The sequence below is a fragment of the Neisseria sp. P0001.S007 genome, from assembly GCF_051963655.1.
Classification (GTDB): Bacteria; Pseudomonadota; Gammaproteobacteria; order Burkholderiales; family Neisseriaceae; genus Neisseria; species Neisseria subflava_A.
In genome coordinates this window covers 454119-478141 of record NZ_JBQCUB010000001.1, presented here as the reverse complement: position 1 = coordinate 478141, position 24023 = coordinate 454119, and the positions used below count along the sequence as shown (strand labels likewise).

At 45.4% G+C, this 24023-nt stretch carries 22 protein-coding genes and 4 pseudogenes; 4 read left to right on the top strand and 22 right to left on the bottom strand.

Going from position 1 to position 24023, the window contains the following annotated elements; all coding sequences use genetic code 11:
- Positions 1-385: 385 nt before the first annotated feature.
- The 4 genes from ACTHRE_RS02315 to ACTHRE_RS02300 all read right to left on the bottom strand — a co-directional run bounded on the left by ACTHRE_RS02315 (position 386) and on the right by ACTHRE_RS02300 (position 4680).
- Complete coding sequence (locus ACTHRE_RS02315; RefSeq protein ID WP_377072758.1) at positions 386-1339, bottom strand: zinc-binding dehydrogenase; 954 nt, start codon at positions 1337-1339, stop codon at positions 386-388.
- Positions 1340-1386: 47 nt separating this feature from the next.
- On the bottom strand, positions 1387-2904 hold the full coding sequence (locus tag ACTHRE_RS02310; protein ID WP_377072760.1) for an ABC transporter permease/substrate-binding protein: 1518 nt from the start codon (positions 2902-2904) through the stop codon (positions 1387-1389).
- Positions 2905-3005: 101 nt separating this feature from the next.
- The gene (locus ACTHRE_RS02305; protein ID WP_377072762.1) at positions 3006-3830 is read right to left on the bottom strand and encodes an ABC transporter ATP-binding protein; all 825 of its coding nucleotides are present in this window, start codon (positions 3828-3830) and stop codon (positions 3006-3008) included.
- On the bottom strand, positions 3820-4680 hold the full coding sequence (locus tag ACTHRE_RS02300; protein ID WP_377072764.1) for an SDR family oxidoreductase: 861 nt from the start codon (positions 4678-4680) through the stop codon (positions 3820-3822). The genes ACTHRE_RS02305 and ACTHRE_RS02300 overlap by 11 nt, the downstream gene beginning before the upstream one ends.
- Positions 4681-4942: 262 nt before the next feature.
- On the opposite strand from ACTHRE_RS02300, the pseudogene ACTHRE_RS02295 reads away from it, so the two are divergent.
- Positions 4943-5125: pseudogene (locus tag ACTHRE_RS02295) on the top strand (hypothetical protein); the annotation flags it as partial.
- A 218-nt stretch (positions 5126-5343) separates the two neighbouring features.
- Here ACTHRE_RS02295 and nadC read toward each other — a convergent pair.
- The 4 genes from nadC to ACTHRE_RS02275 form a co-directional block, all read right to left on the bottom strand.
- A complete protein-coding gene (gene nadC / locus ACTHRE_RS02290; protein WP_377072766.1) occupies positions 5344-6210 on the bottom strand; it encodes a carboxylating nicotinate-nucleotide diphosphorylase in 867 nt (288 codons plus the stop codon).
- Positions 6211-6344: 134 nt separating this feature from the next.
- Positions 6345-6821, bottom strand: coding sequence for a hypothetical protein (locus ACTHRE_RS02285; protein WP_070461574.1), 477 nt, complete (start codon positions 6819-6821; stop codon positions 6345-6347).
- Positions 6818-7063, bottom strand: a complete 246-nt coding sequence (locus ACTHRE_RS02280) for a hypothetical protein (RefSeq protein WP_070461575.1) — start codon at positions 7061-7063, stop codon at positions 6818-6820. Before ACTHRE_RS02280 ends, ACTHRE_RS02285 begins: the two co-directional genes overlap by 4 nt.
- A gap of 118 nt (positions 7064-7181) precedes the next feature.
- Positions 7182-8120: an NUDIX hydrolase gene (locus tag ACTHRE_RS02275; protein ID WP_314513084.1), complete on the bottom strand. Its 939-nt coding sequence runs from the start codon at positions 8118-8120 to the stop codon at positions 7182-7184.
- 155 nt (positions 8121-8275) lie between these two features.
- On the opposite strand from ACTHRE_RS02275, the gene nadA reads away from it, so the two are divergent.
- Entirely contained in the window at positions 8276-9388 is a 1113-nt protein-coding gene (gene nadA, locus ACTHRE_RS02270; protein WP_250579970.1) for a quinolinate synthase NadA, read from the top strand.
- Between the two features lie 51 nt (positions 9389-9439).
- Positions 9440-10948 (top strand): L-aspartate oxidase, encoded by a 1509-nt coding sequence (nadB, locus tag ACTHRE_RS02265; protein ID WP_440344751.1) that lies wholly within the window; start codon positions 9440-9442, stop codon positions 10946-10948.
- A 415-nt stretch (positions 10949-11363) separates the two neighbouring features.
- On the opposite strand, the gene ACTHRE_RS02260 is transcribed toward nadB, so the two are convergent.
- From ACTHRE_RS02260 to ACTHRE_RS02235, 6 genes and pseudogenes are all read right to left on the bottom strand, one after another.
- Complete coding sequence (locus ACTHRE_RS02260; RefSeq protein ID WP_377072772.1) at positions 11364-11828, bottom strand: hypothetical protein; 465 nt, start codon at positions 11826-11828, stop codon at positions 11364-11366.
- A gap of 252 nt (positions 11829-12080) precedes the next feature.
- The gene (locus tag ACTHRE_RS02255) at positions 12081-12572 is read right to left on the bottom strand and encodes a contact-dependent growth inhibition system immunity protein (RefSeq protein ID WP_377072774.1); all 492 of its coding nucleotides are present in this window, start codon (positions 12570-12572) and stop codon (positions 12081-12083) included.
- Positions 12572-12703 carry a hypothetical protein gene (locus ACTHRE_RS02250; protein ID WP_349267089.1) on the bottom strand — a complete coding sequence of 44 codons (132 nt, stop codon included), beginning with the start codon at positions 12701-12703 and terminating at the stop codon, positions 12572-12574. The genes ACTHRE_RS02255 and ACTHRE_RS02250 overlap by 1 nt, the downstream gene beginning before the upstream one ends.
- 348 nt (positions 12704-13051) lie before the next feature.
- Positions 13052-13462: a hypothetical protein gene (locus ACTHRE_RS02245; protein ID WP_377072778.1), complete on the bottom strand. Its 411-nt coding sequence runs from the start codon at positions 13460-13462 to the stop codon at positions 13052-13054.
- Positions 13459-13917 (bottom strand): hypothetical protein, encoded by a 459-nt coding sequence (locus tag ACTHRE_RS02240; protein WP_377072779.1) that lies wholly within the window; start codon positions 13915-13917, stop codon positions 13459-13461. The genes ACTHRE_RS02245 and ACTHRE_RS02240 overlap by 4 nt, the downstream gene beginning before the upstream one ends.
- Position 13918: 1 nt before the next feature.
- Positions 13919-16504: pseudogene (locus tag ACTHRE_RS02235) on the bottom strand (hemagglutinin repeat-containing protein); the annotation flags it as partial.
- On the opposite strand from ACTHRE_RS02235, the gene ACTHRE_RS02230 reads away from it, so the two are divergent.
- Positions 16500-16805 (top strand): replication initiator protein A, encoded by a 306-nt coding sequence (locus ACTHRE_RS02230; RefSeq protein WP_083309579.1) that lies wholly within the window; start codon positions 16500-16502, stop codon positions 16803-16805. The pseudogene ACTHRE_RS02235 and the gene ACTHRE_RS02230 overlap by 5 nt on opposite strands.
- A 58-nt stretch (positions 16806-16863) precedes the next feature.
- Here ACTHRE_RS02230 and ACTHRE_RS02225 read toward each other — a convergent pair whose 3' ends face one another.
- The 8 genes and pseudogenes from ACTHRE_RS02225 to ACTHRE_RS02190 form a co-directional block, all read right to left on the bottom strand.
- Complete coding sequence (locus ACTHRE_RS02225) at positions 16864-17526, bottom strand: hypothetical protein (RefSeq protein ID WP_377072781.1); 663 nt, start codon at positions 17524-17526, stop codon at positions 16864-16866.
- 187 nt (positions 17527-17713) lie between these two features.
- On the bottom strand, positions 17714-18217 hold the full coding sequence (locus tag ACTHRE_RS02220; RefSeq protein ID WP_070460987.1) for a hypothetical protein: 504 nt from the start codon (positions 18215-18217) through the stop codon (positions 17714-17716).
- A gap of 1439 nt (positions 18218-19656) precedes the next feature.
- Positions 19657-21162 (bottom strand): annotated as a pseudogene (locus ACTHRE_RS02215) (hemagglutinin repeat-containing protein); the annotation flags it as partial.
- 27 nt (positions 21163-21189) lie between these two features.
- Positions 21190-21576 carry a DUF596 domain-containing protein gene (locus ACTHRE_RS02210; RefSeq protein ID WP_377072783.1) on the bottom strand — a complete coding sequence of 129 codons (387 nt, stop codon included), beginning with the start codon at positions 21574-21576 and terminating at the stop codon, positions 21190-21192.
- Between the two features lie 10 nt (positions 21577-21586).
- On the bottom strand, positions 21587-21850 hold the full coding sequence (locus ACTHRE_RS02205; RefSeq protein ID WP_141743131.1) for a hypothetical protein: 264 nt from the start codon (positions 21848-21850) through the stop codon (positions 21587-21589).
- 38 nt (positions 21851-21888) lie between these two features.
- Positions 21889-22626, bottom strand: a pseudogene (locus ACTHRE_RS02200) (hemagglutinin repeat-containing protein); the annotation flags it as partial.
- Between the two features lie 185 nt (positions 22627-22811).
- Positions 22812-23315, bottom strand: a complete 504-nt coding sequence (locus tag ACTHRE_RS02195; RefSeq protein WP_070460644.1) for an immunity 42 family protein — start codon at positions 23313-23315, stop codon at positions 22812-22814.
- 242 nt (positions 23316-23557) lie between these two features.
- On the bottom strand, positions 23558-24019 hold the full coding sequence (locus ACTHRE_RS02190) for a hypothetical protein (protein ID WP_070460646.1): 462 nt from the start codon (positions 24017-24019) through the stop codon (positions 23558-23560).
- Between the last annotated feature and the right edge of the window lie 4 nt (positions 24020-24023).

Genomic DNA, 24023 nt, shown 5'->3' with positions numbered 1-24023 from the left:
ATTCCACTAACCAATAATTAAGTGGTAGAGGTACAGCCAAATTTCTCTTAAAACCTATTGATTTCATACTAAAAATTGGAGTACTATGAGCACACTCTCTAGAGTATCATTGATTCTCATTTGACATATAGGAACAATAAGCGGAATTTGTAGAAGAATAGGAAAAAGGAAAATAATTTATATTATGTTAAATTTATAATGCTAGTATTTTAGCCTGCTAAGTCCTGTTTCTTCTAGTTGTACAATCACTTACAGAATTCAAATATAAAAGGCCATCTGAAGAATTTCAGACGGCCTTCTCTTTATCAATATCCATGAAACCAATTCAGATCACAGTTTTATTCCAAAGCATGATTAAATTTCTTTTATAGAATTTTAGATAGCCCTATTCATTGACTACCACCTCTTTCCCAAACCCGTCCGCGCTTTGCAAAAAACGGTGGGCTTCGGGAACTTGTTCCAATGTAAACACGCGTTCAATTAAGATTTTCACATTAAATTGCCGGATATAGTCAAACATCGCATCCAGCTTGGCTTGCGAGACATTGCCCGAATAAAAGGCGGTAAGATAGCTGTTGTTTTTGAGTTCAATAATCGGATCAAAATTGTTCACGTACCATATGTTACCAAGCTGCCCTGTATTGCAGACGATGCCGTGTTCGTTGATGTGGGAGAAAGAATCACGCAAAGTTGCCGGCCCGACCAATTCCAGAATTTTGTCATAGCTTTGGTCAGTTTGTATTTTGCCATCGGCTTCAGTAATCACTTCGTCAAATCCAACCGCCTGCAAACGGGTAGCTTTGGCAGGATTACGCGTTGAACCGTGCAGTACGACATGCGGAAACTGCGCTTTAAGCAACTGTGCAAAGGCTACGCCCACGCCACTGCCTGCACCACGCACCAGCACACGATCTTGCGGCGCGATACGAAGCTGTTGTAATGAGCCGAACGCGGTGTAGTAGGTTTCGGGAATTGCGGCAAGGGTTGTCCAATCCAAGTCGGTATAAACGGGGTAAATTTGCTCGTTGGGCAGCAGCACATATTCGGCGTAACTGCCGTCAAAGGCGCGCCCCATTTCGCCCATAATAGAGACGACCTTTTGTCCGACCGCCAGCGCGGGTGTGGAACTTTGCGCCACTTCGCCTACACATTCAATGCCCAAGATACGCGGAAACTGGACAGACAGCGATTTGCCTTCACGCGTGAAAATCTCGGAATGGTTGATGCCGAAGCCTTTGATTTTTACCAGTGACCAACTTTCTTTGATATCAGGTGTTGGCACGTCTTGATAAATCAGTTGCTCTGGACCGCCGGCTTGATAGATTTTTACGGCTTTCATAATACCTCCCTAAGAATCTGATGCTTTCAGGTAACCTACTGCCAATTTTACTTTCCTAACAACCCATTTTTCTCCAAATAATCCCGCGCTACGTTTTCCGCGCTTTCGCCTTGCACTTTCACGCGGTAGTTCATCTCGCTCATTTCCTCTTCGCTAATTTTTCCCGCCAGTCGGTTAAGTGCGGTCACAATTTGAGGATTTTTTTCAGCAAATTCTGCTTTCATCAATGGCGCACCCTGATAAGCAGGAAACAGGGAAATATCATCTTTCAGTAGGCGCAATTGATATTGTTTCAATTCTGCATCGGTGGAAAAGGCTTCCACTAGGTCGATTTTGTCATTCAACAATGCCGTATAGCGTAAGGCAGGTTCCAAGCTAACAATATGTTTTAGCGTGATACCGGCTGCCTGCATGCCTTTATAGCCATCCGCTCGGTCGATAAATTCCAGTGAGAAACCTGCTCGGATATTGGGCGCTACCTGCTTCAAGTCGCTGATTGTCTTCAGTTGGTGCGATGCACCGTAGCTTTCTTTGACCGCCAACGCGTAAGTGTTCTGATAAGACATTGGTGGCAGAAACTCTAGCTGATATTGTTCCGCCAATAATTGTTTGCCCCGTTGATAGGTTTCATCTGGCGACAGATGGCGGTTCTTCTGTTCAGTTGGTACTTGTACTAAGGCTTCCAGCACTGTGCCGGTGAATTCAGGATAAATATCGATTTCGCCACTATTCAGTGCGCTAAACAGGAAAGTAGTTTTGCCAAAATTAGGTTTGACTGTGACTTTCACGTTCGAATTCTCACGTTCAATCAATAATTTATACATGTTAATCAGAATATCCGGCTCACTCCCCATTTTGCCGGCAACCACCACGTTTTTTGTAGCAGGTGTAAATGAAATCTGAGACAGACCGAGTGCGCCGAAGCCCACCGCCAATGCAAGAATAATCGGCAACTTGCGTCGTGATTTCTGCAACAGCCCGATAATGCCGCTTACACCGACAGCCAATAACGCGGAGAGCAATGCGCCGGTAAACGTCATTGTCATGTTGTTGCGGTCAATGCCGAGCAGAATCAGGTTACCCAAGCCGCCTGCGCCAATTAGCGCCGCCAGAGTTGCCGTGCCGACAATCAGCACTGCCGCCGTGCGAATGCCCGAAATCATGGCAGGCAAAGCCATCGGCAGTTCAATCCGCCACAATGATTGCCAGCGCGATAGTCCGAATGCGGTGTACGCATCTTGAATCGATTGGTCAATTTGGGTCAGCCCCAAATAGGTATTTTGAAAAATAGGCAACAACGCGTATAGCGTGAGCGCAATCAAGACGGGCGGCGAACCGATACCGACAAACGGAATCAGCAAACCCAGCAACGCCAAAGACGGAATGGTTTGCAATATATTGGTAAACTGCAATACCGCTTCCGCTGCCCGCTGTCTGCGCGCAAACAACACGGCCGCAGGCACTGCAATCGCCACTGCCGCAAGCAAAGCCAGGCCGGAAAGCCATAAATGCGTAAGCAGCATTTGCCAGAGTTCTGCTGGGGTAACGTTTAGGGATGAGAACATAGTTTTAAATTTTATGTTTAGTACGTTGAATAATAGATGTTTATGTTTGCTTTACAGCAAGGTATTAGCGCCTTGAAAGAGGTTTCAGACGGCCTTCACCATCATAACACTGCCCTTCTCACAGCTTCCTGTCCCTGTTTATCCAACCGTAAGAATTGGTGGATGATGCGTTCGGCATCGGGTGCATCGGCGGTGGAAAACAGCGATTGCACATAATCATTTGCCGGCTGCTTTTTGATTTCTTCAGGTGTGCCGATTTGTACCAGTTTGCCATTATGCATTACACCGATACGGCAAGCGAGTTTGGCGGCTTCCTGCATATCATGGGTAACGAAAACGATAGTGGTGCCAAATTTTTGGTGAATCATAGCAATTTGGTCTTGCAGTACGGTGCGTACCAGCGGGTCAAGTGCTGAAAACGGTTCGTCCATCAGCAGAACTTGGGGCTTGGCTGCAATGGCTCGCAAAATACCGATGCGCTGCTGTTCACCGCCGGAAAGTTCATGCGGATAGCGGTCGCGGTAGTGCGCAGGGTCAAGTTCCACCAACTCCAATAATTCATTCACACGCGTTTTGCGTTCGGCTTTCGGCCAGCCCAGTACGTCAGGCATGAGTTCGATATTTTCCGCGACGGTCATGGTGGGAAAAAGCGCGATTTGCTGCAATACGTAACCAATTTGGTGGCGGAGCTGGCGGATGTCGTAGTCTTTAATCCGTTTGCCGTGCAGATAAACGTTGCCATCGGTCGGTTCAATTAGCGCGTTAATCATGCGTAAAGTGGTGGATTTGCCGCTACCCGAGCCACCCACCAACACGAAAAATTCACCCTGATAAATGGTCAAATCCAAATCGTGCACAGCATATTTGCCGTCATAATGCTTGCCTGTGCCACGAAACTCGATAAATGGGACAAGATTATTTTGCATATTGCGCCTTTACTACGTCTTCAAAATTAAGCGGCTCACGTCCCAACAACTGTGACAGGTCGTCTGAAACGGTAGCAAGCTCGCCTTTGGCAATGGCAGTGTAGGTAGAAACCCAGGCTTCAATCTGCCAATCGGGCGTGTCAGGATACTCAGCTTTGCGGCTGGCGAAGGCTTCTTCCACAGTTTCATTGTGGTAGCAGTGCGGTTTGCCGGTGATTTCGGTTAAGACGGCGGCTATTTCAACAAAACTTAATGATTGGGAACCGGTCAGTGTGTAGGTCTGATTATCGTAGTGGTGATTGTCGCAAGCGATGTCGGCGATGATGTTTGCCGTTGCTTGGGCGACATCGCGCTGCGAAACGCAAGCAACGCGCCCGTCGTCGGCTGGGCCTGCGATGATGCCGTCTGCATTAGCAATTGTTGCCATCATCTCACTGTAAAAAGTGTCGCGCAGAAAGATGTAGCGCATATTTGTTTGCCGGATTGCATTTTCGGTAACCGCATGAGTGCGCGCCAGCGTGAAGGTGCTGTCCAACGCCGCTTGAGCAAAAGAGAGATAGACAATACGCTTCACGCCCGCTTCCGAAGCAGCCTGCACCAAAGTCAAATGCTCCTGTTCGCGCATTGGACTTTCGGCGGCGGACACTATAAACAGCACGTCCACCCCATTTAAAGCCTGCTTGGCAAGCTCTAAATCACCATAGGCAAACCGTCGCACCTCGCAGTTCGGCAAATCGGTCGCTTTGGCAGGGTTGCGCAGCGGCAGAATAAGCGGCAGACCGCGTGTGCTCAGATGACGGGCGACCATACCGCCGATGTTGCCGCTGGAGCCAGTGATGGCTAGATTCATGTTGTTTTCCTTATGCGTTTTCTAAAGAGATAGCTTTGCTGTTTACAGGGTTTCTGTAAAACCATGTGCATGCTGCTTTTTGAGTTTCAGGTAGACTGAATAGATTCAAGGGATGGTTTATTGATGGTTATTATTGTAGCAGTTTTCCTACATACGATAAGCCGCGAAAGACTTACTTGATTATTAAGCTGAATAATACCGCAGGGCGATTTTTCAGGTATATTACGACCAAGCAGGTAATGGAAAACAGGCAGACCCCGACTATATGCGCTGGCAGCCTGTTGCAGTATGGGATGCCTACCTGCGCTACAAAATCGGCAAAAACCTGACTGCCGAGCTGGTGGGCAGCGACCTGACCAACCGCTACTATCTCGACCCGATGAGCCGCTCCTATCTGCCTGCACCAGGTAGGACAATCCGTATTGGGATAACTGGAAAATGGTAATGACCAATTAATCATTTTGAGAGTAAAAAGCCGTCTGAACATTGGATTTCAGACGGCTTTTTACATGATGGCTTAGTTATGCCCTACTCTTTCATGTTATATGAAAGTTGAAGCTAACCTGCATAATTTTTATATCTTCTGCTTTGGAATTAAAAAAGCTGTTTGAAAATGAAACGTCTATATTTCAGACGGCCTTTGCTTTATAGCAAACTCAAAATTTAAGCCACGAAATCCAACCCTATGTCCAACGAACGGCTGCTGTGGGTCAGATAGCCGAGGGCGATGCCGTCCACGCCGGTTTGTGCCACACGCTTCAGGCGGTTGAAGCCGATGCCGCCCGATGCTTCGCAATAGATAGTGTGTGTGTGGCAACGGTTTGCCGCTTCTTTCAAGGTTTCATCGTCCATGTTGTCCAGCAAAATCCGTTCCGCGCCCGCCGCGATGGCTTCGTCCAGTTGCGCCAATGTGTCCACTTCGATTTCCACGCAGGTCAACGGTCCGACCGCCTGTTTTGCCTGCTGCACAGCTTGGGCGATGCTGTCACAATAGGCAAGATGGTTGTCTTTGATGAGGATGGCGTCGTCCAAGCCCATGCGGTGGTTCACACCCCCACCTGCTCTGACGGCGTATTTTTGCAGGACGCGCAGCAGGGGGATGGTTTTGCGGCTGCACACGATGTCCACATTGTAACCGGCAACTTCGGCTACTGCGCGAGCGGTAGCGGTGGCGATGCCGCTTAAGTGCGTGAGGTAGTTGAGCGCGGTGCGTTCGGCGGCGAGCAGCGCGCGGGCGTTGCCTTCGACGGCGGCCAGCGTCTGACCTGCGCGGACGGCTTGTCCGTCTCGGATTTCGGCTTGGAAGCGGACGGACGGATCCATCGTCTGAAAGGCGAGGCGCGCCAAGTCCATGCCGGCGATAACGCCGTCTTCGCGGCTGACGAGGGAGAGTTTGGCGGTTTTATCGGGGGCGATAACGGCGGCGGACGTAATGTCGCTACGCCTACCCAAATCTTCGCTCAAGGCTTGTTCCACCATGGGGCGCAACAGGGTGTCGGGCAGGGGGAAGAGGGTGTTTTCAGACGACATGGGGTTTCCTTTGTTGAAAAAGATGGATGTTGCACCGATGGGGTAAAACTTCATTTTATAGTGGATTAACAAAAACCAGTACGGCGTTGCCTCGCCTTAGCTCAAAGAGAACAATTCTCTCCGGCGTCATCTGATTATTTTGAAATTGCCATTTCAATGACTTGCTCAACATAGTTGTTTTCCAAATCAATTACGTCTCCTTTTCTTTGTTTTGATATTTTTAATTCGTCATACGCGTAAAAAATAGCAATTTTTTTCCCTTCACAAAATAAATGTCTGTCGGATTTATTCATCATATACATACTTTCATTCCTTACGATGCCTTCACCATCTATAAAACTAAAACTATTCGGTATGTTTCTTCTTTCCATTCCTGCCTCATATATTGACGATATTACTCCGGAAACGCTTCTGGTGATAATCTGTCCGGAATCAATATTACTCCACCATTCCTCTGATGCAAATAAGCCTTTGTCTTTTTTGATGCCAAAGATACTTTCGTCATTTAATGATAATAATCTTGTCTTTTCAATAAATTCTTTTTCTCTTTTCATGACTTTTTTAAAATCATAGATTAAATACATATCATCATCCAAAATCAAATAACTCATTTTACGTCTCCAATTTTTTCAAAATAAATAATCTGTTTCTCAAAAGTTTCTTTACCGCCAGATTTCCCCAGCCCTGTATTGACTACCCCTTTTCCTTTATTCACATGTGGTTTTCCTTGGCCTTCAAGCTTGAATTGCACTTGTGTTTTTTCAGTCCATCCCTTATTTGTGCGAGGTAAATCTGGAAAAAGTTTGCCTGTGGCTGAGTTGCCTGTGGTGCCAATCTTTTTTAAAACTTCCATAGTTCCTGGTAAGGTGTTCAAGCACCAAGTGAATCGGTTCCGTACTATCTGTACTGTCTGCGGCTTCGTCGCCTTGTCCTGATTTTTGTTAATCCACTATAGGTCGTCTGAAAACGGGCTAACGGCTACCCAGCGGCAGTCCGATATCAGAAATCAGCTGATCGGGCAGGACATCGTCGCGGAATCGGTAAAGCTGTGCGGGACGGCCTTTACTGCCTGATACGCCGGTATCCGACGGCTCGATGAGGTTTTGCTGCTGAATCTGGCGGCGGAAGTTTTGCTTATGCAACAATCTGCCGCTGATGGCTTCGACGCTGTTTTGCAGTTGCAGCAGCGTGAATTCGGGCGGCATCAGTTCGAAAATCACGGGGCGGTATTTGATTTTGGCGCGCAGGCGGGACAGGGCGGTCGCCAGCACGCGGCGGTGGTCGTGGCGCATGGGCTGCCCCGTGAGCGCGAAGTCGAAGTTTGCCTGCGGCTCGGCGGCTTCCGCTATCAGGCCGCTTTCATACAACATTTCATAGCGTTGCAAAACGTATTCTTCCGACCAGTTTTCCGGTTCGACCCCCCAACACAAATGAATGCGCTTGAGCCGCTTTTGGCGGACTTCCTCCGTGTCCGCCGAGTTTGCCCAAATACGCAGGCGGCTGACAATGGTATCGCGCTGTCCGCCTTCGGTACGCAAATCTTCCCACGGAAAATAGCAGTAGCAGTCCTGCCATTTCGCATCGGGATGCAGGATGTTGTCGGCCACCTCGCGCACCAGTCCTAAATAGCTGACGTATAAGACAGGCAGGCCTTGTTCATTTTGGCGGCTCGTATCCACAAACGTGTAAAGCTGTTCTACATAGCCCATAGGCTGTGATGTCTGTTTGGCAACCCACATCCTGACCCCTGCTTGCAGGGAGTGGCGAAGCGGTGCAAGCAAGCCATTGGGTAATAGCTCTCCCTGGGCAACTGTCAAAACCCTCAAGCTGCCGTTTGTAATGGCGATTAGTACAGGAACAAGCTCGACGATACTTTGCGGATTGACCGCTGTTTCAGGATAGGCATCCATGCGTGGCTTTCATTCAAGAGAAAACCTTATTGTAAACCAAAGCGGTTTTCAGACGACCTTGCATATTATACTCAATTTGAGCATAATATAAAACTATTTCAAAATATAAACGGCAAACCTTTATGCCGTCTGAAAACCAGCTACAAGGAAACATCATGCAAACCGCCGCCCGCCGCTCGTTCGATTACGATATGCCACTCATCCAGACGCCGACTTCCGCCTGCCAAATCCGTCAGGCGTGGGCGAAGGTTGCCGACACACCCGACCGCGAGACGGCAGGCCGTCTGAAAGACGAAATCAAGGCTTTGCTGAAGGAAAAAAACGCGGTCTTGGTGGCGCATTATTATGTTGATCCGCTGATTCAGGATTTGGCTTTGGAGACGGGCGGATGCGTGGGCGATTCGTTGGAGATGGCACGCTTCGGCGCAGAACACGAAGCCGGTACATTGGTAGTGGCTGGCGTGCGCTTTATGGGCGAGAGCGCGAAAATCCTCTGCCCTGAAAAAACGGTGCTGATGCCTGATTTGGAAGCGGAATGTTCTTTGGATTTGGGTTGTCCCGAAGAAGCGTTTTCAGCGTTTTGCGACCAACACCCCGACCGCACGGTGGTAGTGTACGCCAACACTTCCGCCGCCGTGAAAGCGCGTGCCGATTGGGTGGTAACGTCTTCGGTGGCGTTGGAAATCGTGTCGTATCTGAAATCGCGCGGCGAGAAACTGATTTGGGGGCCCGACCGCCACCTCGGCGACTATATCCGCCGCGAAACGGGCGCGGATATGCTGTTGTGGCAGGGTTCGTGCATCGTCCATAACGAATTCAAAGGGCAGGAACTGGCGGCGTTGAAGGCGGAGCATCCCGACGCGGTGGTGCTGGTTCATCCTGAATCGCCGCAAAGCGTCATCGAACTGGGCGACGTGGTCGGCTCGACCAGCAAACTGCTCAAGGCCGCCGTATCGCGTCCTGAAAAAAAATTCATCGTGGCAACCGATTTAGGCATCCTGCACGAAATGCAAAAGCAGGCGCCCGACAAAGAATTTATTGCCGCACCGACGGCGGGCAACGGCGGAAGCTGCAAAAGCTGCGCGTTCTGCCCGTGGATGGCGATGAATTCGCTGGGCGGCATCAAACACGCCCTGACAAGTGGACACAACGAAATCCTGTTGGACAGAAAGCTGGGCGAAGCCGCCAAACTGCCTTTGCAGCGTATGCTCGACTTCGCGGCAGGACTCAAACGCGGGGATGTGTTCAACGGCATGGGCCCCGCCTGATTTGCCGTCAATATTGCTGTTTCAGACGACCTCTCAAACAAGGACAACACCATGCAAACCAATTGCGACGTATTGATTGCCGGAAACGGGCTGGCGGCACTGACGCTCGCCCTGTCGCTGCCTGAGTCGTTCCGCATCGTTATTTTGTGCAAAAACTGGCTGGACGACACTGCCAGCCGTCATGCCCAAGGTGGGATTGCGGCGGCGTGGTCGGGAGAGGACGATATCGAAAAACATGTTGCCGATACTTTGGAAGCGGGAGCAGGTTTGTGCAACGAAGCCGCCGTCCGCACCATCCTGTCGCAGGGCAAACCGGCAATCGAATGGCTGCTGGCGCAAGGCGTGGCGTTCGACCGGAATCATAACGACCTGCACCTGACGCGCGAAGGCGGGCATACCTGCCGCCGAATCGCCCACGTCGCCGACTACACGGGCAAGGCCGTCATGCAGAGCCTGATTGCCCAAATACGCCGCCGCCCGAACATCCGCGTTTGCGAGCGGCAGATGGCGTTGGACATCCAAACCGAATCAGGCGCGGCGTGCGGACTGACCGTCCTCAACCGCCAAACGCAAGAAATCTACCGCATCCGCGCCCGTCATACCGTACTCGCAGGCGGCGGCCTCGGGCAGATTTACGCCACCACCACTACACCGCCCGAATGCACGGGCGACGCCATCGCCATGGCGATACGCGCAGGCTGCGCAGTTGAAAACCTCGAATTTATCCAATTCCACCCCACAGGTTTGGCAAGGTCGTCTGAAAACGGACGCACCTTCCTGATTTCCGAAGCCGTGCGCGGCGAAGGCGGCATTCTGACCAACCAATCGGGCGAACGGTTTATGCCGCATTACGACCGCCGCGCTGAACTCGCGCCGCGCGACATCGTTGCCCGCGCCATCGCTGCCGAAATCGTCAAACAAACGCAAGACTTCGTCTCACTCGATATCAGCCATCAACCCGCAGAGTTCGTCCGTCAGCATTTCCCGTCCATCCATCGGCACTGCCTGTCCCAATGCGGCCTGGACATCACGCGCCAAGCTATCCCCGTCCGCCCCGTGCAGCACTACACCTGCGGCGGCATCCAAACCGACCCCAGCGGCAGAACCTCCCTGCCGCAGCTCTACGCCTTAGGCGAAACCGCCTGTACCGGACTGCACGGAGCCAACCGCCTCGCCAGCAACTCCCTGCTCGAATGCGTCGTGACAGCCAGGCTTGCCGCCCAAACCATCGCGGACGGACAAGCGTTCCAAACCGAACCATTCCAAAAGCCGTCTGAAAGCCTCTCCGCCGAAACAGACATCTTTTCAGAAGGCCTCCAAAACGCATTCAGCCGCCCCACCCTGCAAGCTTTCAACCAACGCCATCTGGGCATCATACGCAACGATACCGACCTGCGCCATGCTATCGCCCAACTTCGGCTTTGGAAGCAAAACCAAGCCGAGCCATACACCGCGTCCGAATACGAAAACCGCAACCTACTCGAATGCAGCCTCGCCGTCGCCCAAGCCGCATACGCTAGAAGGCAAAATATTGGCGCGCATTTTAATAGTGATTGTTAAGGCTGATAGAGACCTTTGCAAAATACCCCTCTTCCTTATTTCCCCCATATGGGAAAAACCACCCATCATCATTTTCTCGTACATGGGATTCAACTATTGACAATGAAATTCCCATTTCTTGCTCTATTTGACTGAAAAAAGATACTGCGATTTTCTTTGCTTCTTGATAATTAATTATCATGGCAATACTCCAAATTGAAAATGTTTGAAGGTAGTAAAATTGACTTCGCCTCCTTTTTGTATTTGCCTATTAATATACCTTTTTGGACAACTGCGCTTTATAGCCCGCGCAAGATCGGCACATTAAATAAAGGCCGTCTGAAACGGTTTTTCTGTTTTCAGACGGCCTCTTGGCTCAAACCGTGAGAACCGCATACGTGCGTTCCGCACACATCCTACTTGTTGAGTTTAGGTTTCATATGGGCCACGGCTTGCTTTCCAAATATGCTTTTATTTCATAAATTAGATTATTTATATTAGGGGAAACTACATTTCCTGTTTTTTGGATTACAAGTAGACAATTATATTTTATTGCCCAATCAATGGTTTTCTGAATAAATTTAGTATAATCAAATCTTAAATCAAGTTCACACTCTATATCATCTGGCCAAACGGTAAGACTATTACCAAAATTATCACAAAACATGATTGCGTCTTTATCCCAAGACTCTTTCAATTTAAGCTGTTTTTTTGCTTCATTTATTATTGATAATAATATAACATCATTATCAATAAAGTAATTTTCAAAACTTTTATTCTCATTAAAATTCTGAAAACCATTAGATCGATACTCATCAAGTATGATATCTTTATTTGCATTAAATTTATTTCTGATAGCAGCTGATGGGATAAGGTAGTACCGATAATTCCAAATTGCCATTTTTATTTACTCCTATACGAGGTCTATTAACATTACCTGATTCATTCAAGACATCAATAGAATTTTTCCAATTAGTATTAGGAACGGGAAAGTCAACTTTTTTAAATTTTAATTCACGTATCCTTCCAAGCAAGCCGTAGCCCGCATTAAACCTATGCAGGTAAGGTGTGTGCGGTACGCACGCTGGCCTTGAGTGTGATAAAAAAGATCGTCTGAAAAAAGTTTCCGGCTTTCAGACGACCTTTTGTAATATTATCGGCAGCGGCTCAATGCCAACCTTAAACCTGCTCCGATTTCTTCAGGACTGTTATCCAATGATAAAATTACATCGTCTGCATCAATGGCATCCCACGCTTCCAGCTTGACATGGCGGCTCGGGCTGATTTTCAGGCAGCCGTTGTGCAGCCAAATATCCACGCTCATCATGTTTTTAAATAGGGCGCGTCTGGTTTTATAGCCCAAGTTCCCGCATAGGTTGGCAACCCAATCCTCATAACGTGGTTTAAAACTTTCCTGTTTTAAAAAATCAATACGTTCAGCTTCGTTGTCTAACGTCCTGCTGTTCGCCAACGCTTGCAAGACCGTCGTGCCTAAAGTTTCATTGTCGGTATCCAATGGCAGGATATGGGGGGGATATAGGTGGTCTATTGCCGTTAACCCCAAACCTGAACATGTTTGAACAATCAGAGCTTCTTCATTAGCATAAAAAACTGCCCAATAATTTTGATCCTGTTTAAAAATCATTATTTGATCTCCGTAATTTTGACTGTAATGTTTCGATTTTTGCCATACTCTACCACACGTTGCAACTGCAATCTTTGCTCCTTATTAGTTTGTGCGGGTATGGCCAGATGGATTTCGCGCTGTTTGATCATGTCGGCCCCTAATGTCATACCCGAAAGGCTATGATGTTCAAAATTTGCCGTCTTAGAGTTGTGTCTACACCGCTTCGGATAATGGTTTTGCTAGCCGTGCTGCCGACATGGGTGTGGCGGTGGACTGCTTTTGTCTGATTGCTGTGGCGGCTTGTTGAAAGAAAGGCCGTCTGAAACCGTAGTTATTGTTTCAGACGGCCTCTTAGCTCAAACCCTGAGAACCGCATGCGTGCGTTCTGCACACATCCTTTTGTCAAGTAATATTAAGTGATAAAGCACATATGCCCAACCAGTCTTGTCAAGAGCTTCCGAAAAGTTGCTTGCGCAGAATGACAAGCTACGGCTCGTTTAATTGAAACTCTCCTGATCTAAGAATTCTAACTCTATTTCCCGGCAAACTATATCTATGCTAAAACCGGTCGGAAGATCATACCTACCGCCTATCAATTCCAGCGTACCTCCATAATCCCAGATTTCATCATCCTGCTTTAATTCTCCAAGCTCCAAGGTATTATCGATATTTATATCTTGGTTCTCCGTAGCGTATCCATAGATAAATTTCAGATAGCTGAACTGCTTGAATTTAATTTTTACCCAGTCTGTGTAATTTGGTGTAGGAATCTCTTGAGGAAAGTCCGGATAATCCACATCCTTAACGATGATATGGAATTCATCATTTTTCAAAGTATAGTTTAATAGAGACCCTTCAATTATATGCAGAGATTGATAATATTTTCTTGGAATAGTATAAGTTGTCATATTATTTTACCTTCAAAAGTCTGCTTGCGTAGCATGAAAGCTACGGCTCTGAAACTCTCCTGATCTAAGAATTCTAACTCTATTTCCCGGCAAACTATATCTATGATAAAACCGGTCGGAAGATCATACCTACCGCCTATCAATTCCAGCGTACCTCCATAATCCCAGATTTCATCATCCTGCTTTAATTTGCCAAGCTCCAATACATTTTTGATCTTTTTATCTTGGTTCTTCGTAGCGTATTCATATCTAAATTTTAGATAGCTGAACTGCTTGAATTTAATTTTTACCCAGTCTGAATAATTGGGCATAGGGATCTCTTGAGGAAAGTCCGGATAATCCACACAATTGACGATAATATGAAATTCATCGTTTTTCAAAGTATAGTTTAATAGAGTGCCCTCATATATATACAGAAATTGATAATCTTTTCTTGGAATAGTATAAGTTGTCATATTATTTTACCTTTTCAAAAACAATGGTTTTAAGGACTGTTGAGTTCAAGTCGCTTCCATCACTCTTCTGAAATTTCAGTTGTTTAAACTCCTCCTTTAACGGACCATTATATTTTAACCTTAATCCCATTCGGGCCAGTTCTGTTTCATTTGGAATTCCTCTTAGATATTTATTGGTTACTGTGCCATTAATCACAATTTCTCCCCCCTTTTTTGTAATACGTGCTGCTTCAGGAAGATAATCCATTATTGTAAATTTCCCTGCTGGTTTAGGGATATAAGGATTATTTGCGATAACTCTCGCCTGACTGCCTGTCGGTATATTGGGCATAAAGCGTGCATCTCTTGCAACAGCCATCGGATCTGATGGGCTAACTCCTACTGCTCCAGGTATTTGTACCCCTTTGCTGTCTGTAAACAGCTCTACTGTACCATTAGGTCTTATCTTCGGTACAGAGCTATCGGGCTTAGGCAACGCTTTTTGTTCGGTTACTCCGGCATATCTAACAGTTTTTCCATCCGGAAAAGTTGCTACTACACCGTTCTTATCTAATTTCGCAATTGTTCCTACAGGTAATATTTTTCCATTGGACAATACTTGCTGCTGCGTTAATTCGACTTTCTGATTGTTTATAAGAACGCTGCTTTTGAACGAGACCTCTTGACTAAGATCGTTAATCTGTTTGATACGTGGATTTTCTGGTGTGCTCGGATTGGTAATCTTTCCCAATTTGCGTGTAATCAGCGTTTCCAATCCCCATATAGCTAGATTTTTCGCATCAGATACTAACGGCGATTCGTATTCTATTGGTGTACCCAAAGATAGGACAACTTTTTTACCAAAATCGGACTGATAGGTTTCAAACAATTGCCGGCTTCCTTCTGAGGCCTGCGTATAACCACCGGTCATACCTGTCGCCGCAATAAGTCCACCGCCAACACAGCCAAGCCCGGTACTGCACAGACCTACGCCTGCAGCACCCGAACCGACAACAGTCGTTGCACCCAATCCCATATTGCCCGCCCCCTTAATTTTGGTGGCAGCCCGGTCGTAACTGCTGCGTATATCGTTCAGTCTATTCCAGTTTCCATATTCAAATGCACCCGTCCGCATCAATATATTTTTTTCCGCCACAAACTGTTTACCGGCATCTTGGAGGTTTTTCAGTCCCTTATAAAGAGGGTCGAAGTCAGGTACGCCTTCCGCGCACTGGGTTAATGCACATGCAGCGGCTTTTAGGCGGTACTGTTCTTCAGCCGATTTACCTTTTGACAGTTTGTTAAGGATTTGTGTTTCTTTCGGATGCAGCTGCCTATTGTTCCAATCGATATTCGCCCCTACTGCCGCCGTACCGATATTTCCGCCCGCCGCATAGCCGATTGCCGCCCCGCCCAGTGCGTTGACCGCCGCTTTGCCCGCCGGGCCGAGGTTTTCCGCCGCTTTGTCCAAATACGGTGCGGCAAGGGAAGTGCCGCCGCCGGCCAGTATGCCGCCGAGGTTGCCCGTCGTCAGTCCGCCTGCCGCTCCGTGCAGGATACTCCTGCCTATGCCGCCTTCTTTCCAGGTGTCGTAGCGGCTTTGGTTTTCGGCAAGGTAGGCGTTTACTTGACCGAGGGATGTGCGGATAGCGGCTTTTTCGGCTTCGCTGTCCGTATTTTGCAGTTTGGCCTCCAGCAGGGTTTTGGCTGCCTGATACCGTTCGTAACTTTGGGTATTGCCGAGTTTGTCGGAAACGGCTGCTGTGGTTTGGGCGGCGTTTTTGCCGAACTCCTGTGTTACTTCCCTTTGCAGGTTGATTTCTTTGGCCACCGCGTCTTTGTCGAAGCTGTTTTTCAGACGGCCTGAGTGTTGATCCGCAGTTTCGGTGTCGATGCCGGTGTAGATACGCGCTTCGGTTTCTTTGGTAGTCCTGCCTGTTCGGGCAAGTTGTCCCGCTTTGTCGGTGATGTGTATGTTGCGGGTGTTGATGCCGCTGCGGGTGGTGCTGTTTTTGCTGTCTCCGTCGCTGCCGTAGCCTACTGATGAACTTGCGCCGTTTTTATCGGCTACGCTTGTCAGGTGTTTGTCTTGAGGCTTATTTTGTGCGCTCTGCCCCAGTGTTTTGCCGCTTACGGCAACGTTGGCACCCAATCCAAAACTTTCGCCTTCGTATCGGCTGTAGTTTTGAATGTCGCTATGGGTGAGGGTGGCCGTCTGAAAGCGGTTTTTGCCTTCGTCTTCTGCGCTTTGGCCAGACGTGATGATGCCGCCTGTTAGCCGGGTGTGCCCGCCTACTTGCACATCAAAGCCATCATCACCCGCAAACAATCCGCTTTGTTCGCTCACGCTGCGGTGTTCGGCGTTGATTTTGCTTTGGCTGTAATCGCCTGAGGCGGATGCGCCATAGCCTACGGTTACTTGGGCGCTGATGTTTTGTTGGCGGCTGCGGTAGTCGGCGGTGTCTTGTAGGCTTTCTATATTGAAGTTGGTGGCGCGTACGGTGATGCCTTTGCCTGTTACTTGTGCGCCTTTGATGTTGGTGTCGCCACCGCTCACAATAACGGTGGGACTGCCTGCGCTGCCGACATGGCTGTGGCGGTAGGTGGTTTGTTCGGCACAGGTTAAAACCATATCGGCAGATTATTTCAGGCTGCGTAAACTGCTGGATAGACGCATTTATGAGCTATGTGCCAAACATTGCGGGAAGCAAAATGAATGGCACATTTCTCTGGAAATACTGCATAGAAAATCGGGCAGCATGGCAACGCTGCGCCGTTTTAGGCAGGCGATTAAGGAGTTGGTAGCCAGTAATGATTTGCCCGATTACCGACTGACTTATGATGATAAGAAAGATATGTTGAAAGTGCGAAATCGGGATTTGTCTAAATTTCTCAAAAAATCACCATAGGCAGCCTGAAAGCATAAATTAAGGTTTTTCAAGCTGCCTAAATGTGTTTTTAAAGCACCTATTTTTTATGGGTTGTAAATAATGCTGCACGTCCTTTATAAAAATCCAAGTTAAACAAATCAATATTAAAATGTTTGCAATATTCAGCAACCATATCAACCGTTAATCGCTCCTTTTTGATTCTTTTTTCATAACTAGCTAAGTTCTCAAATTCAAAAGGTTTTCCGCTTTGTTCAAAAGTTGTTTTACTGGTTTCTTTATGCACCATAATTGTTCTACTTTCTACTGCATATTCTGAAATTTTATTTGCACCATTTCGCCAATGAAACATTACCGCACCAAATTCATCTTTCTTAAAATCTGGAGAAAGATATAAGCTGATATTCTGAACTCCCAAAGTTTTGGATAGATAACTAGGTTGGCTAAATACGTCTGTACCACGATATCCATTTTCCATATATAAGCACCATTCAGAAGCAGTCTCTAAAATAATATATTTATTGGGGTATCTTTGCGCAAAAGGTTCCAACATTTTAATTTTATCTGACAAACTTAATTCATCAGATACTTTTTGATGATGTACTGTCCACTCCCATATTAGACCAAGCTCTTGCAATCTTTGCTCAAAATGTAACACCATTTCATTAAATGGTATTTTTAAAAAGCTCAAACGGGTGGTATGGGGTTTATGATCTTGTAAAAAAAACTGTGGGTTATTCATAATCAATCTAACGTCCTTAAAATAACAATAGCATCTTTATCATTACTGAATATTCGATCTGCATGTGGCATTCCGCGCGATGAAGTGCTTCGATCGTATTCAATATACACTCTTTTACCTGATGGAAGCGTTGCTTGCAAGTCTGGGCGGCATATTCCTACGCGACAAAAATTTCCATACTACTAATCTACGTCAGCCCCAAAAACAAAGATTTGTTTTTTTCATTCAACATATCTATCCTAAATATACCATCGCTCCATTTAAATCCATCTTCAAAAATCCATTCTAAATATACTCTTAAATTAGAACGTGCATTATCACTTTTGCATAATGGAAATAAACCATACAAAAAATCAAATGCCTCATTACATGATTTAATTGAAAAATATTGCGATTCATCCGAAAGCATGGAAACAAAAGATTCGCTTTCATATTCGACAATCATAATTTTTACTAGAGTAAAAAAATCATTCTTACTTATTATGTTATTAATAGAACAGATCCAATAATAATCGGTTAATGTTAAATCTAAATCCTCATAAGGATGTTCCCCAAAAGAACTGGTTTTTTGAAATTCGGCATATTTAAACCTGTTATATTCAACAATTTTTTCTCTATCAATTTCAATATCATAAGGAAAAACGAATATAAGCTCGGCAATGTAGCTGGTCATTTCTTCAATATCATTCATTGTGATCACTTGCTATCTCTCCTCCTGATTGCATCATTCAAAGCTGGCTCAATGTTTTGTCGGAATTGATTTATTCTATTTAATAACGCTTGCTTATCGTTATCGCTTAATGTTGAGTTTTTAATTTTCCTTTCTAATTTTTTTGCTTTTTTTAAAAGATTTTCTGTCTTTTGGATATGGTTTGACGGATGTTTAACACCCACTTCCTTACCAGTTCTTGCATATTCCTCAAGTGCACCTTTTAAGCCTCCTCGACTTTCAGCCTCTCTGCCTGTGTAATTTGCAATTCCTTCAATATCAGAAATTTCATTTTCGTACTGCTTTTTGATTTCATTAAGATCGCGTTTAGGTTTTTCAGGTTTATCCGCGTTATTAGATACTTTATCTGTATCATCAGGCGTTTTATTAAAATTAGATTTCCTACCATTATCAACTACTTTATTATTATCAGTATTTTTGCTTACATCAGACTTACGAGGTGCAGGCAACGCCCTTTGTTCAGTCACCCCTGCATAACTAACATTTTTACCATTGGGCAAAGTTGCCTCCACTCCCTTGCCTGTTAGTCGTGCAATTGTCCCTGCCGGCAGGGTTGTTCCATTGGACAGATTCTGTGCCTGTGTGAGCTTAACGGTTTGATTAGGTATCAATGTTCCACTGGTAAAATCAAATGCTTTTCCATTTGGAGCAATTGGTGCTTGTTTTTTTATTTCTGCTGCCAGTTGTGTAGCAGATAACTTACCTGCGCGGTACAGTTTATATTTGTTAGCCAATTTACTAGGGATACGTCCTGCTAGCTCCATTACTGGCAATTGATACCACATTAACCGTTGTTGGGTTGCATGGTTGTATTCATATATTCTACCTGCTTCAAAATCTCTCCCTTGTAAACGTAGCAGGGCTATACGGTTAGTCTCCATTTGTTGATCGTCTAGTGGGCCCACTTCATCACTGGCAGACGAATCATAGACGTATCTCGGCAAGGAAATTATGCCTTTCCCAATTATCTTTGGATCATTATGTGCATCGTTACTGCTATCTTTATAGCCTTGTTCCATTCCTCTTTTAAAATCCATTGAGGCATTACGGTTTTCAATCTGAATACTATGCAAGAATTTATTTATTTCGTTTTTGTTTTTATCGGTATAGGTACTAAATAATGTTTTTAAATTTCGGTCTTGATCTAAATATTCACGATTAGTAGCTGTAAAGAATTGATGACTTGCACCAAAATTATCTAGATAATGAAATCTAGATGTGTTTTGAGATAAAAACTGTTCTGCAAGTTCATTGCGTCCATGCAGTATTGCCCATTCGCTGTCCACCATCGCGGCAGCTGCGCGATCTAATTGGAGCTGTGCTTCTTGGGTGGTTAAATTTATACCCTTATTTTTTAAATAGTTAATATATTTTTGTAGCGTATCTTTACTGTGTAACCACTTCACTTCATCAGGATGCAACTGGCGATTAAACCAATCCGCATTCGCCCCCGCAACCGCCGCACCCGTGCTTCCACCCGTCAGCGCACCAATCGCTGCGCCACCAAATTTATCGCCTACTTGGTTTAAATAGGGTGCTGCTAGCGATGAGGTGCCTGCTCCTACTGCGCCTTGTGCATCACCTGTTAAGAGTGCTCCTACCCCTGCGTGGAGCGCAGCTCGCCCTAATCCGCCTTCCTTCCATGTGTTGTACTCTGTTTGATGGTCGGATAGGTATTGGTCTGCAAGGACGATTTGTTGTTGCAGTTGGGCAATTTGCTCAGGGTTTTGCGCGTCTTTTAATTGCTCTTGTAAATTTGCTTTGGCGATTTGAACGCGCTCGTAGTTCTGTATATTGCCCAGTTTATCTGCTGTCCATGCAACAGTTTGAACGGCAACGGGGGCAAATTGTTGTGAGACATTGCGCTGCAAATCCAGCTCGCTTTGCACTTTGTCCGCATCAAATCGGTTTTTCAGGCTGCCTGATTGTTGGCCGGCATCCTCGGTGCGGATGTCGGTGTACGCCAGTTGCGCGGCTTTGTCTGTGCCGTAGCCTGTTTTGGCGAGCTGTCCTGCCTCATCGGTGAGGATGATGTTGCGGGTGTTGATGCCGCTTTTTGTGATGCTGCTTTGACTGTCTCCATCGCTGCCGTAACCTACTGACGAACTTGCGCCATTTTTATCGGCTACGCTTGTCAGGTGTTTGTCTTGAGGCTTATTTTGTGCGCTCTGCCCCAGCGTTTTGTCGCTTACGGCAACGCTGGCACCCAATCCAAAACTTTCACCTTTGTATTGGCTGTGGTTTTTGATGTCGCCATGGGTGAGGGTGGCCGTCTGAAAAAGGTTTTTTCCTTTGTCTTCGGCACTCTTGCCGGAGGTGATGATGCCGCCCTTGAGGTCTGTGTTGTCTCTGACTTTGATTTGATAGCCGTCTTCTCCGGCATAAATACCACTTTACTCGGTTACGGAGGCATGGTCTGCTTTGACTTTGCTTTGGCTGTAACTGCCGCTTGCACTGAATCCGTAACCGACGGTAACTTGGACGTTGCCGTTTTGCTGTTTGCTCTGATAGGTTTCAGTATCTTGTACACTTTCTATATGCAGGTCACGCGTATCTGCCTGTATGCCTTTGCCGATGAGCTGCGCACCTTTGATGGTGGTGGTGCCGCTTTGGATAAGGGTTTGGCTGCCTTTGTCGCCAATATGGCTATGGCGCTGGGTTACACTATCGCCATTGCCGTAGCCTTTGCCGACATTGCCGCCTGCGGTAAAGCCTAATGACCAGCCCCCTTGTCCGAATGATACGGCAGCACCTGCGTTCCAGCCTGCTGATTTGTTTTGGCTGCATTCGGTGTTGCTTTGTTCGGCGGATTGCAGATGGATTTGCTTATCGGCAATCAGGCCGGTTCCTGCTTTACCTGAAACATCTGAGCCCGTGATGTTGATATTGGATTGTTCGCCTGCACCTTGTCATACAGGCTGGTTACGCTGGCTTTAAGCTTGTTTCATTTGTTCTTCGTAAATTTCTATTTTAGGCAATTGTGTCAGTTCAATAGGGCAAGTTGCTCTCCACCAAAAATGCTCTACATAAAACCAAGGATTATCTGGAAAATATAGCAACATCTCTTCCATATCTGGCCAAATTCTTCTTAATTCATCTACCTGTGTTTTTGGCGAACCAGTTAATATTTTTGGAGGATTTTCACGATAATCGCATAATTCAATAACACCATCTGATAAAAGTTCTTCCAAAAAATCAAAAAATTTAATTTTTAAATTTGGATCTTTGATATCCATATTTAAATAATTTTTATAAACACCAAAAATACCACCTAAATATTCACAATATTCTAAAAGATTATATTTTATCTTCGCATTCATAACGTAACCTTTATCTAAATTTTAACTCTAATCTTTGCCCACGTACTGAAGCAGGTTGATTCCTAAACTCAATTGTCCATTTTGCTCCAGTTTGTTCTCGGCTAGTTGAAAAATTTCTTAAAATGATGGTCGTTCCTTTCCAAGGTCCTGATGTAATAGTCGTAGAAGATAATTGCCCTTTATTCGGAATATTCCTAAAATCAAGCCTCTGACCTGAATATTTTTCATACAAATCAAATATTTCTCTTCTACTTACTTTAGAATATATCGGCATTCCATTTTTGCTGGCAGATGAATTTGGTCTGATCGTTTTCCTGAATGTCGTTCGGCGGTGTCTGTGGTTACGTTTGTATCAATTTCAGCTTTGGTTTGTGCCGCTGTTTTGCCTGTCAGCCGGATTTGTGCGGCTTCGTCTGTGATTTGAATGTTTTGGGTGTTGATGCCGCTTTTCGTGATGCTGCTTTGACTGTCGCTGCCATAACCCACTGATGAACTTGCGCTGTTTTTATCCGCTACGCTTGTCAGGTGTTTGTCTTGAGGTTTATTTTGTGCGCCCTGCCCCAGCGTTTTGCCGCTTACGGCAACGCTGGCACCTAAGCCGAAACTTTCGCCTTCGTAGCGGCTGTGGTTTTGAATGTTGCTATGGGTGAGGGTGGCCGTCTGAAAGCGGTTTTTGCCTTTGTCTTCTGCGCTTTGGCTAGACGTGATGATGCCGCCTTTGAGGTCGGTGTGGTTTCCGACCTTGATTTGATAGCCGTCTTCTCCGGCGGAAATACCGCTTTGTGCGCTGATGCTTCGGTGTTCGGCGTTGATTTTGCTTTGGCTGTAACTGCCGCTTGCACTGAATCCGTAGCCTACGGTCACTTGGGCACCGGCGTTTTGTTGTTTGCCCTGATAGGTTTCGCTATCTTGTACACTTTCTATATGCAGGTTACGCGTATCTGCCTGTACGCCTTTGCCGATGAGCTGCGCACCTTTGAGGGTGGTATCCCCGCCGCTTCGGATAATCGTTTTGCCGGCCGTGCTGCCGACATGGGTGTGGCGGCGGGTCGCTTTTGTCTGATTGCTGTGGTGGCTTGTTGAAAGAAAGGTCGTCTGAAACCGTATTTGTTGTTTCAGACAGCCTCTTGGCTCAAACCTTCTGTTGGCTTTATAGTCCTAACAGCTCTAGAAAATATTAAAGAACACATGTTTAATGCATCCTTAAACATAGATTTTATGTGAGATAAATTTCATTAATTATCATTTAAAATATAATCATATTTAATAATTATTTTTTCCATAATATTTTTTATATATCCTTTTTTAAACACTGATTCCTTAATAATATTATTATTTAAATATAACAATTTTTCATTATACTTATCGGACAAATACCAAATATTATCTTTTTCTTCAGGGTTATCAATATATTCTGTTATACAGTATTTCCAATATAAATAAGATTCTTCTTCTGATAATTTCATATTACGATAATGAACAGCATCGTTCAAAAAGATATATGCATTACAATAGTCTAAGTTAAATAAATTAGGACACTCTAGATTATCATTTATTGAAATAAACTGTTGTATGCTACGCAAAGAATTTGGTAAAAAAGTAGACGTATTTGGTAGTTCTTGAGGAATCATGTCTCCATTCACAAAAAATGTAAAAATCCCTTCGGAAAAATTTTCTGAACTCCATTCATCTATCTCCTCAATCCAAATTGCAAATTTATATGGATCCCCAAAAATCATTTAGAACACTCCTTGAATAAAATTTATTTTCCAGGAATACCCAATTTCCTACGCAGTTGGATATTAAGTTTATCAATTCTATTCCTGTTTAAGGTTCCTGCCCAGTGATACAAATTCCTGTTGTTATCAGCACCAACCAGTAAAGGATTGCTGCCGGTAACAGTCAACTTTATGTTTTTCAGATTGTGGACACCTGCAAAAAACGCGAAGAATTCGTGAAGGCTATAGTTTGCTAAAATATATTATAGATTCAATTGAAAAATAACAGATTCAACTGTACCTTTCTTATACCTGATTTCTTTAAAGTTTTTCCCATTATCAAAACTATAAAAAAGTCTCTCTTCCTCACCAGCATATCCCATTTCTAATACTAAACAATCTATTTCACAATTACTCCCTCCACTCATATATGCAGTATCAATAGAAAATATATTACATAATTCCAGAGAATTATATTTATCTATATCAAATATTTGCTCTCCAAAATCTAAACCATTGTTTCCACCTGCATAATACTTCTCTTCAAAGGATGATTTCAAACTATTAAAAACTGTATTTAGTGTAAAATATCCATATGGGCATATCTTAGGATATATATTCTCTCCTATTATTATCTGAATTTTTCCATAAATAAAACCATTACATTCAGAGTTTTTTTCCCATAAAATCCCAAATTTTCTTGTTGAATCCATAATAATATTCATATAA

What these genes read in the sequence shown, in the direction of transcription:
- ACTHRE_RS02275 (WP_314513084.1), bottom strand. Translation starts at nt 8,120, where the DNA reads ATGGATGCCTATCCTGAAACAGCGGTCAATCCGCAAAGTATCGTCGAG.
- nadC (WP_377072766.1), bottom strand. Translation starts at nt 6,210, where the DNA reads ATGTCGTCTGAAAACACCCTCTTCCCCCTGCCCGACACCCTGTTGCGC.
- nadB (WP_440344751.1), top strand. Translation starts at nt 9,440, where the DNA reads ATGCAAACCAATTGCGACGTATTGATTGCCGGAAACGGGCTGGCGGCA.
- ACTHRE_RS02315 (WP_377072758.1), bottom strand. Translation starts at nt 1,339, where the DNA reads ATGAAAGCCGTAAAAATCTATCAAGCCGGCGGTCCAGAGCAACTGATT.
- ACTHRE_RS02220 (WP_070460987.1), bottom strand. Translation starts at nt 18,217, where the DNA reads ATGAATGATATTGAAGAAATGACCAGCTACATTGCCGAGCTTATATTC.
- ACTHRE_RS02195 (WP_070460644.1), bottom strand. Translation starts at nt 23,315, where the DNA reads ATGATTTTTGGGGATCCATATAAATTTGCAATTTGGATTGAGGAGATA.
- ACTHRE_RS02260 (WP_377072772.1), bottom strand. Translation starts at nt 11,828, where the DNA reads ATGGCAATTTGGAATTATCGGTACTACCTTATCCCATCAGCTGCTATC.
- ACTHRE_RS02240 (WP_377072779.1), bottom strand. Translation starts at nt 13,917, where the DNA reads ATGACAACTTATACTATTCCAAGAAAAGATTATCAATTTCTGTATATA.
- ACTHRE_RS02280 (WP_070461575.1), bottom strand. Translation starts at nt 7,063, where the DNA reads ATGGAAGTTTTAAAAAAGATTGGCACCACAGGCAACTCAGCCACAGGC.
- ACTHRE_RS02255 (WP_377072774.1), bottom strand. Translation starts at nt 12,572, where the DNA reads ATGATTTTTAAACAGGATCAAAATTATTGGGCAGTTTTTTATGCTAAT.
- ACTHRE_RS02305 (WP_377072762.1), bottom strand. Translation starts at nt 3,830, where the DNA reads ATGCAAAATAATCTTGTCCCATTTATCGAGTTTCGTGGCACAGGCAAG.
- ACTHRE_RS02300 (WP_377072764.1), bottom strand. Translation starts at nt 4,680, where the DNA reads ATGAATCTAGCCATCACTGGCTCCAGCGGCAACATCGGCGGTATGGTC.
- ACTHRE_RS02310 (WP_377072760.1), bottom strand. Translation starts at nt 2,904, where the DNA reads ATGTTCTCATCCCTAAACGTTACCCCAGCAGAACTCTGGCAAATGCTG.
- ACTHRE_RS02285 (WP_070461574.1), bottom strand. Translation starts at nt 6,821, where the DNA reads ATGAGTTATTTGATTTTGGATGATGATATGTATTTAATCTATGATTTT.
- ACTHRE_RS02250 (WP_349267089.1), bottom strand. Translation starts at nt 12,703, where the DNA reads ATGATCAAACAGCGCGAAATCCATCTGGCCATACCCGCACAAACTAAT.
- ACTHRE_RS02225 (WP_377072781.1), bottom strand. Translation starts at nt 17,526, where the DNA reads ATGAATAACCCACAGTTTTTTTTACAAGATCATAAACCCCATACCACC.
- nadA (WP_250579970.1), top strand. Translation starts at nt 8,276, where the DNA reads ATGCAAACCGCCGCCCGCCGCTCGTTCGATTACGATATGCCACTCATC.
- ACTHRE_RS02210 (WP_377072783.1), bottom strand. Translation starts at nt 21,576, where the DNA reads ATGAATGCGAAGATAAAATATAATCTTTTAGAATATTGTGAATATTTA.
- ACTHRE_RS02245 (WP_377072778.1), bottom strand. Translation starts at nt 13,462, where the DNA reads ATGACAACTTATACTATTCCAAGAAAATATTATCAATCTCTGCATATA.
- ACTHRE_RS02205 (WP_141743131.1), bottom strand. Translation starts at nt 21,850, where the DNA reads ATGCCGATATATTCTAAAGTAAGTAGAAGAGAAATATTTGATTTGTAT.
- ACTHRE_RS02190 (WP_070460646.1), bottom strand. Translation starts at nt 24,019, where the DNA reads ATGAATATTATTATGGATTCAACAAGAAAATTTGGGATTTTATGGGAA.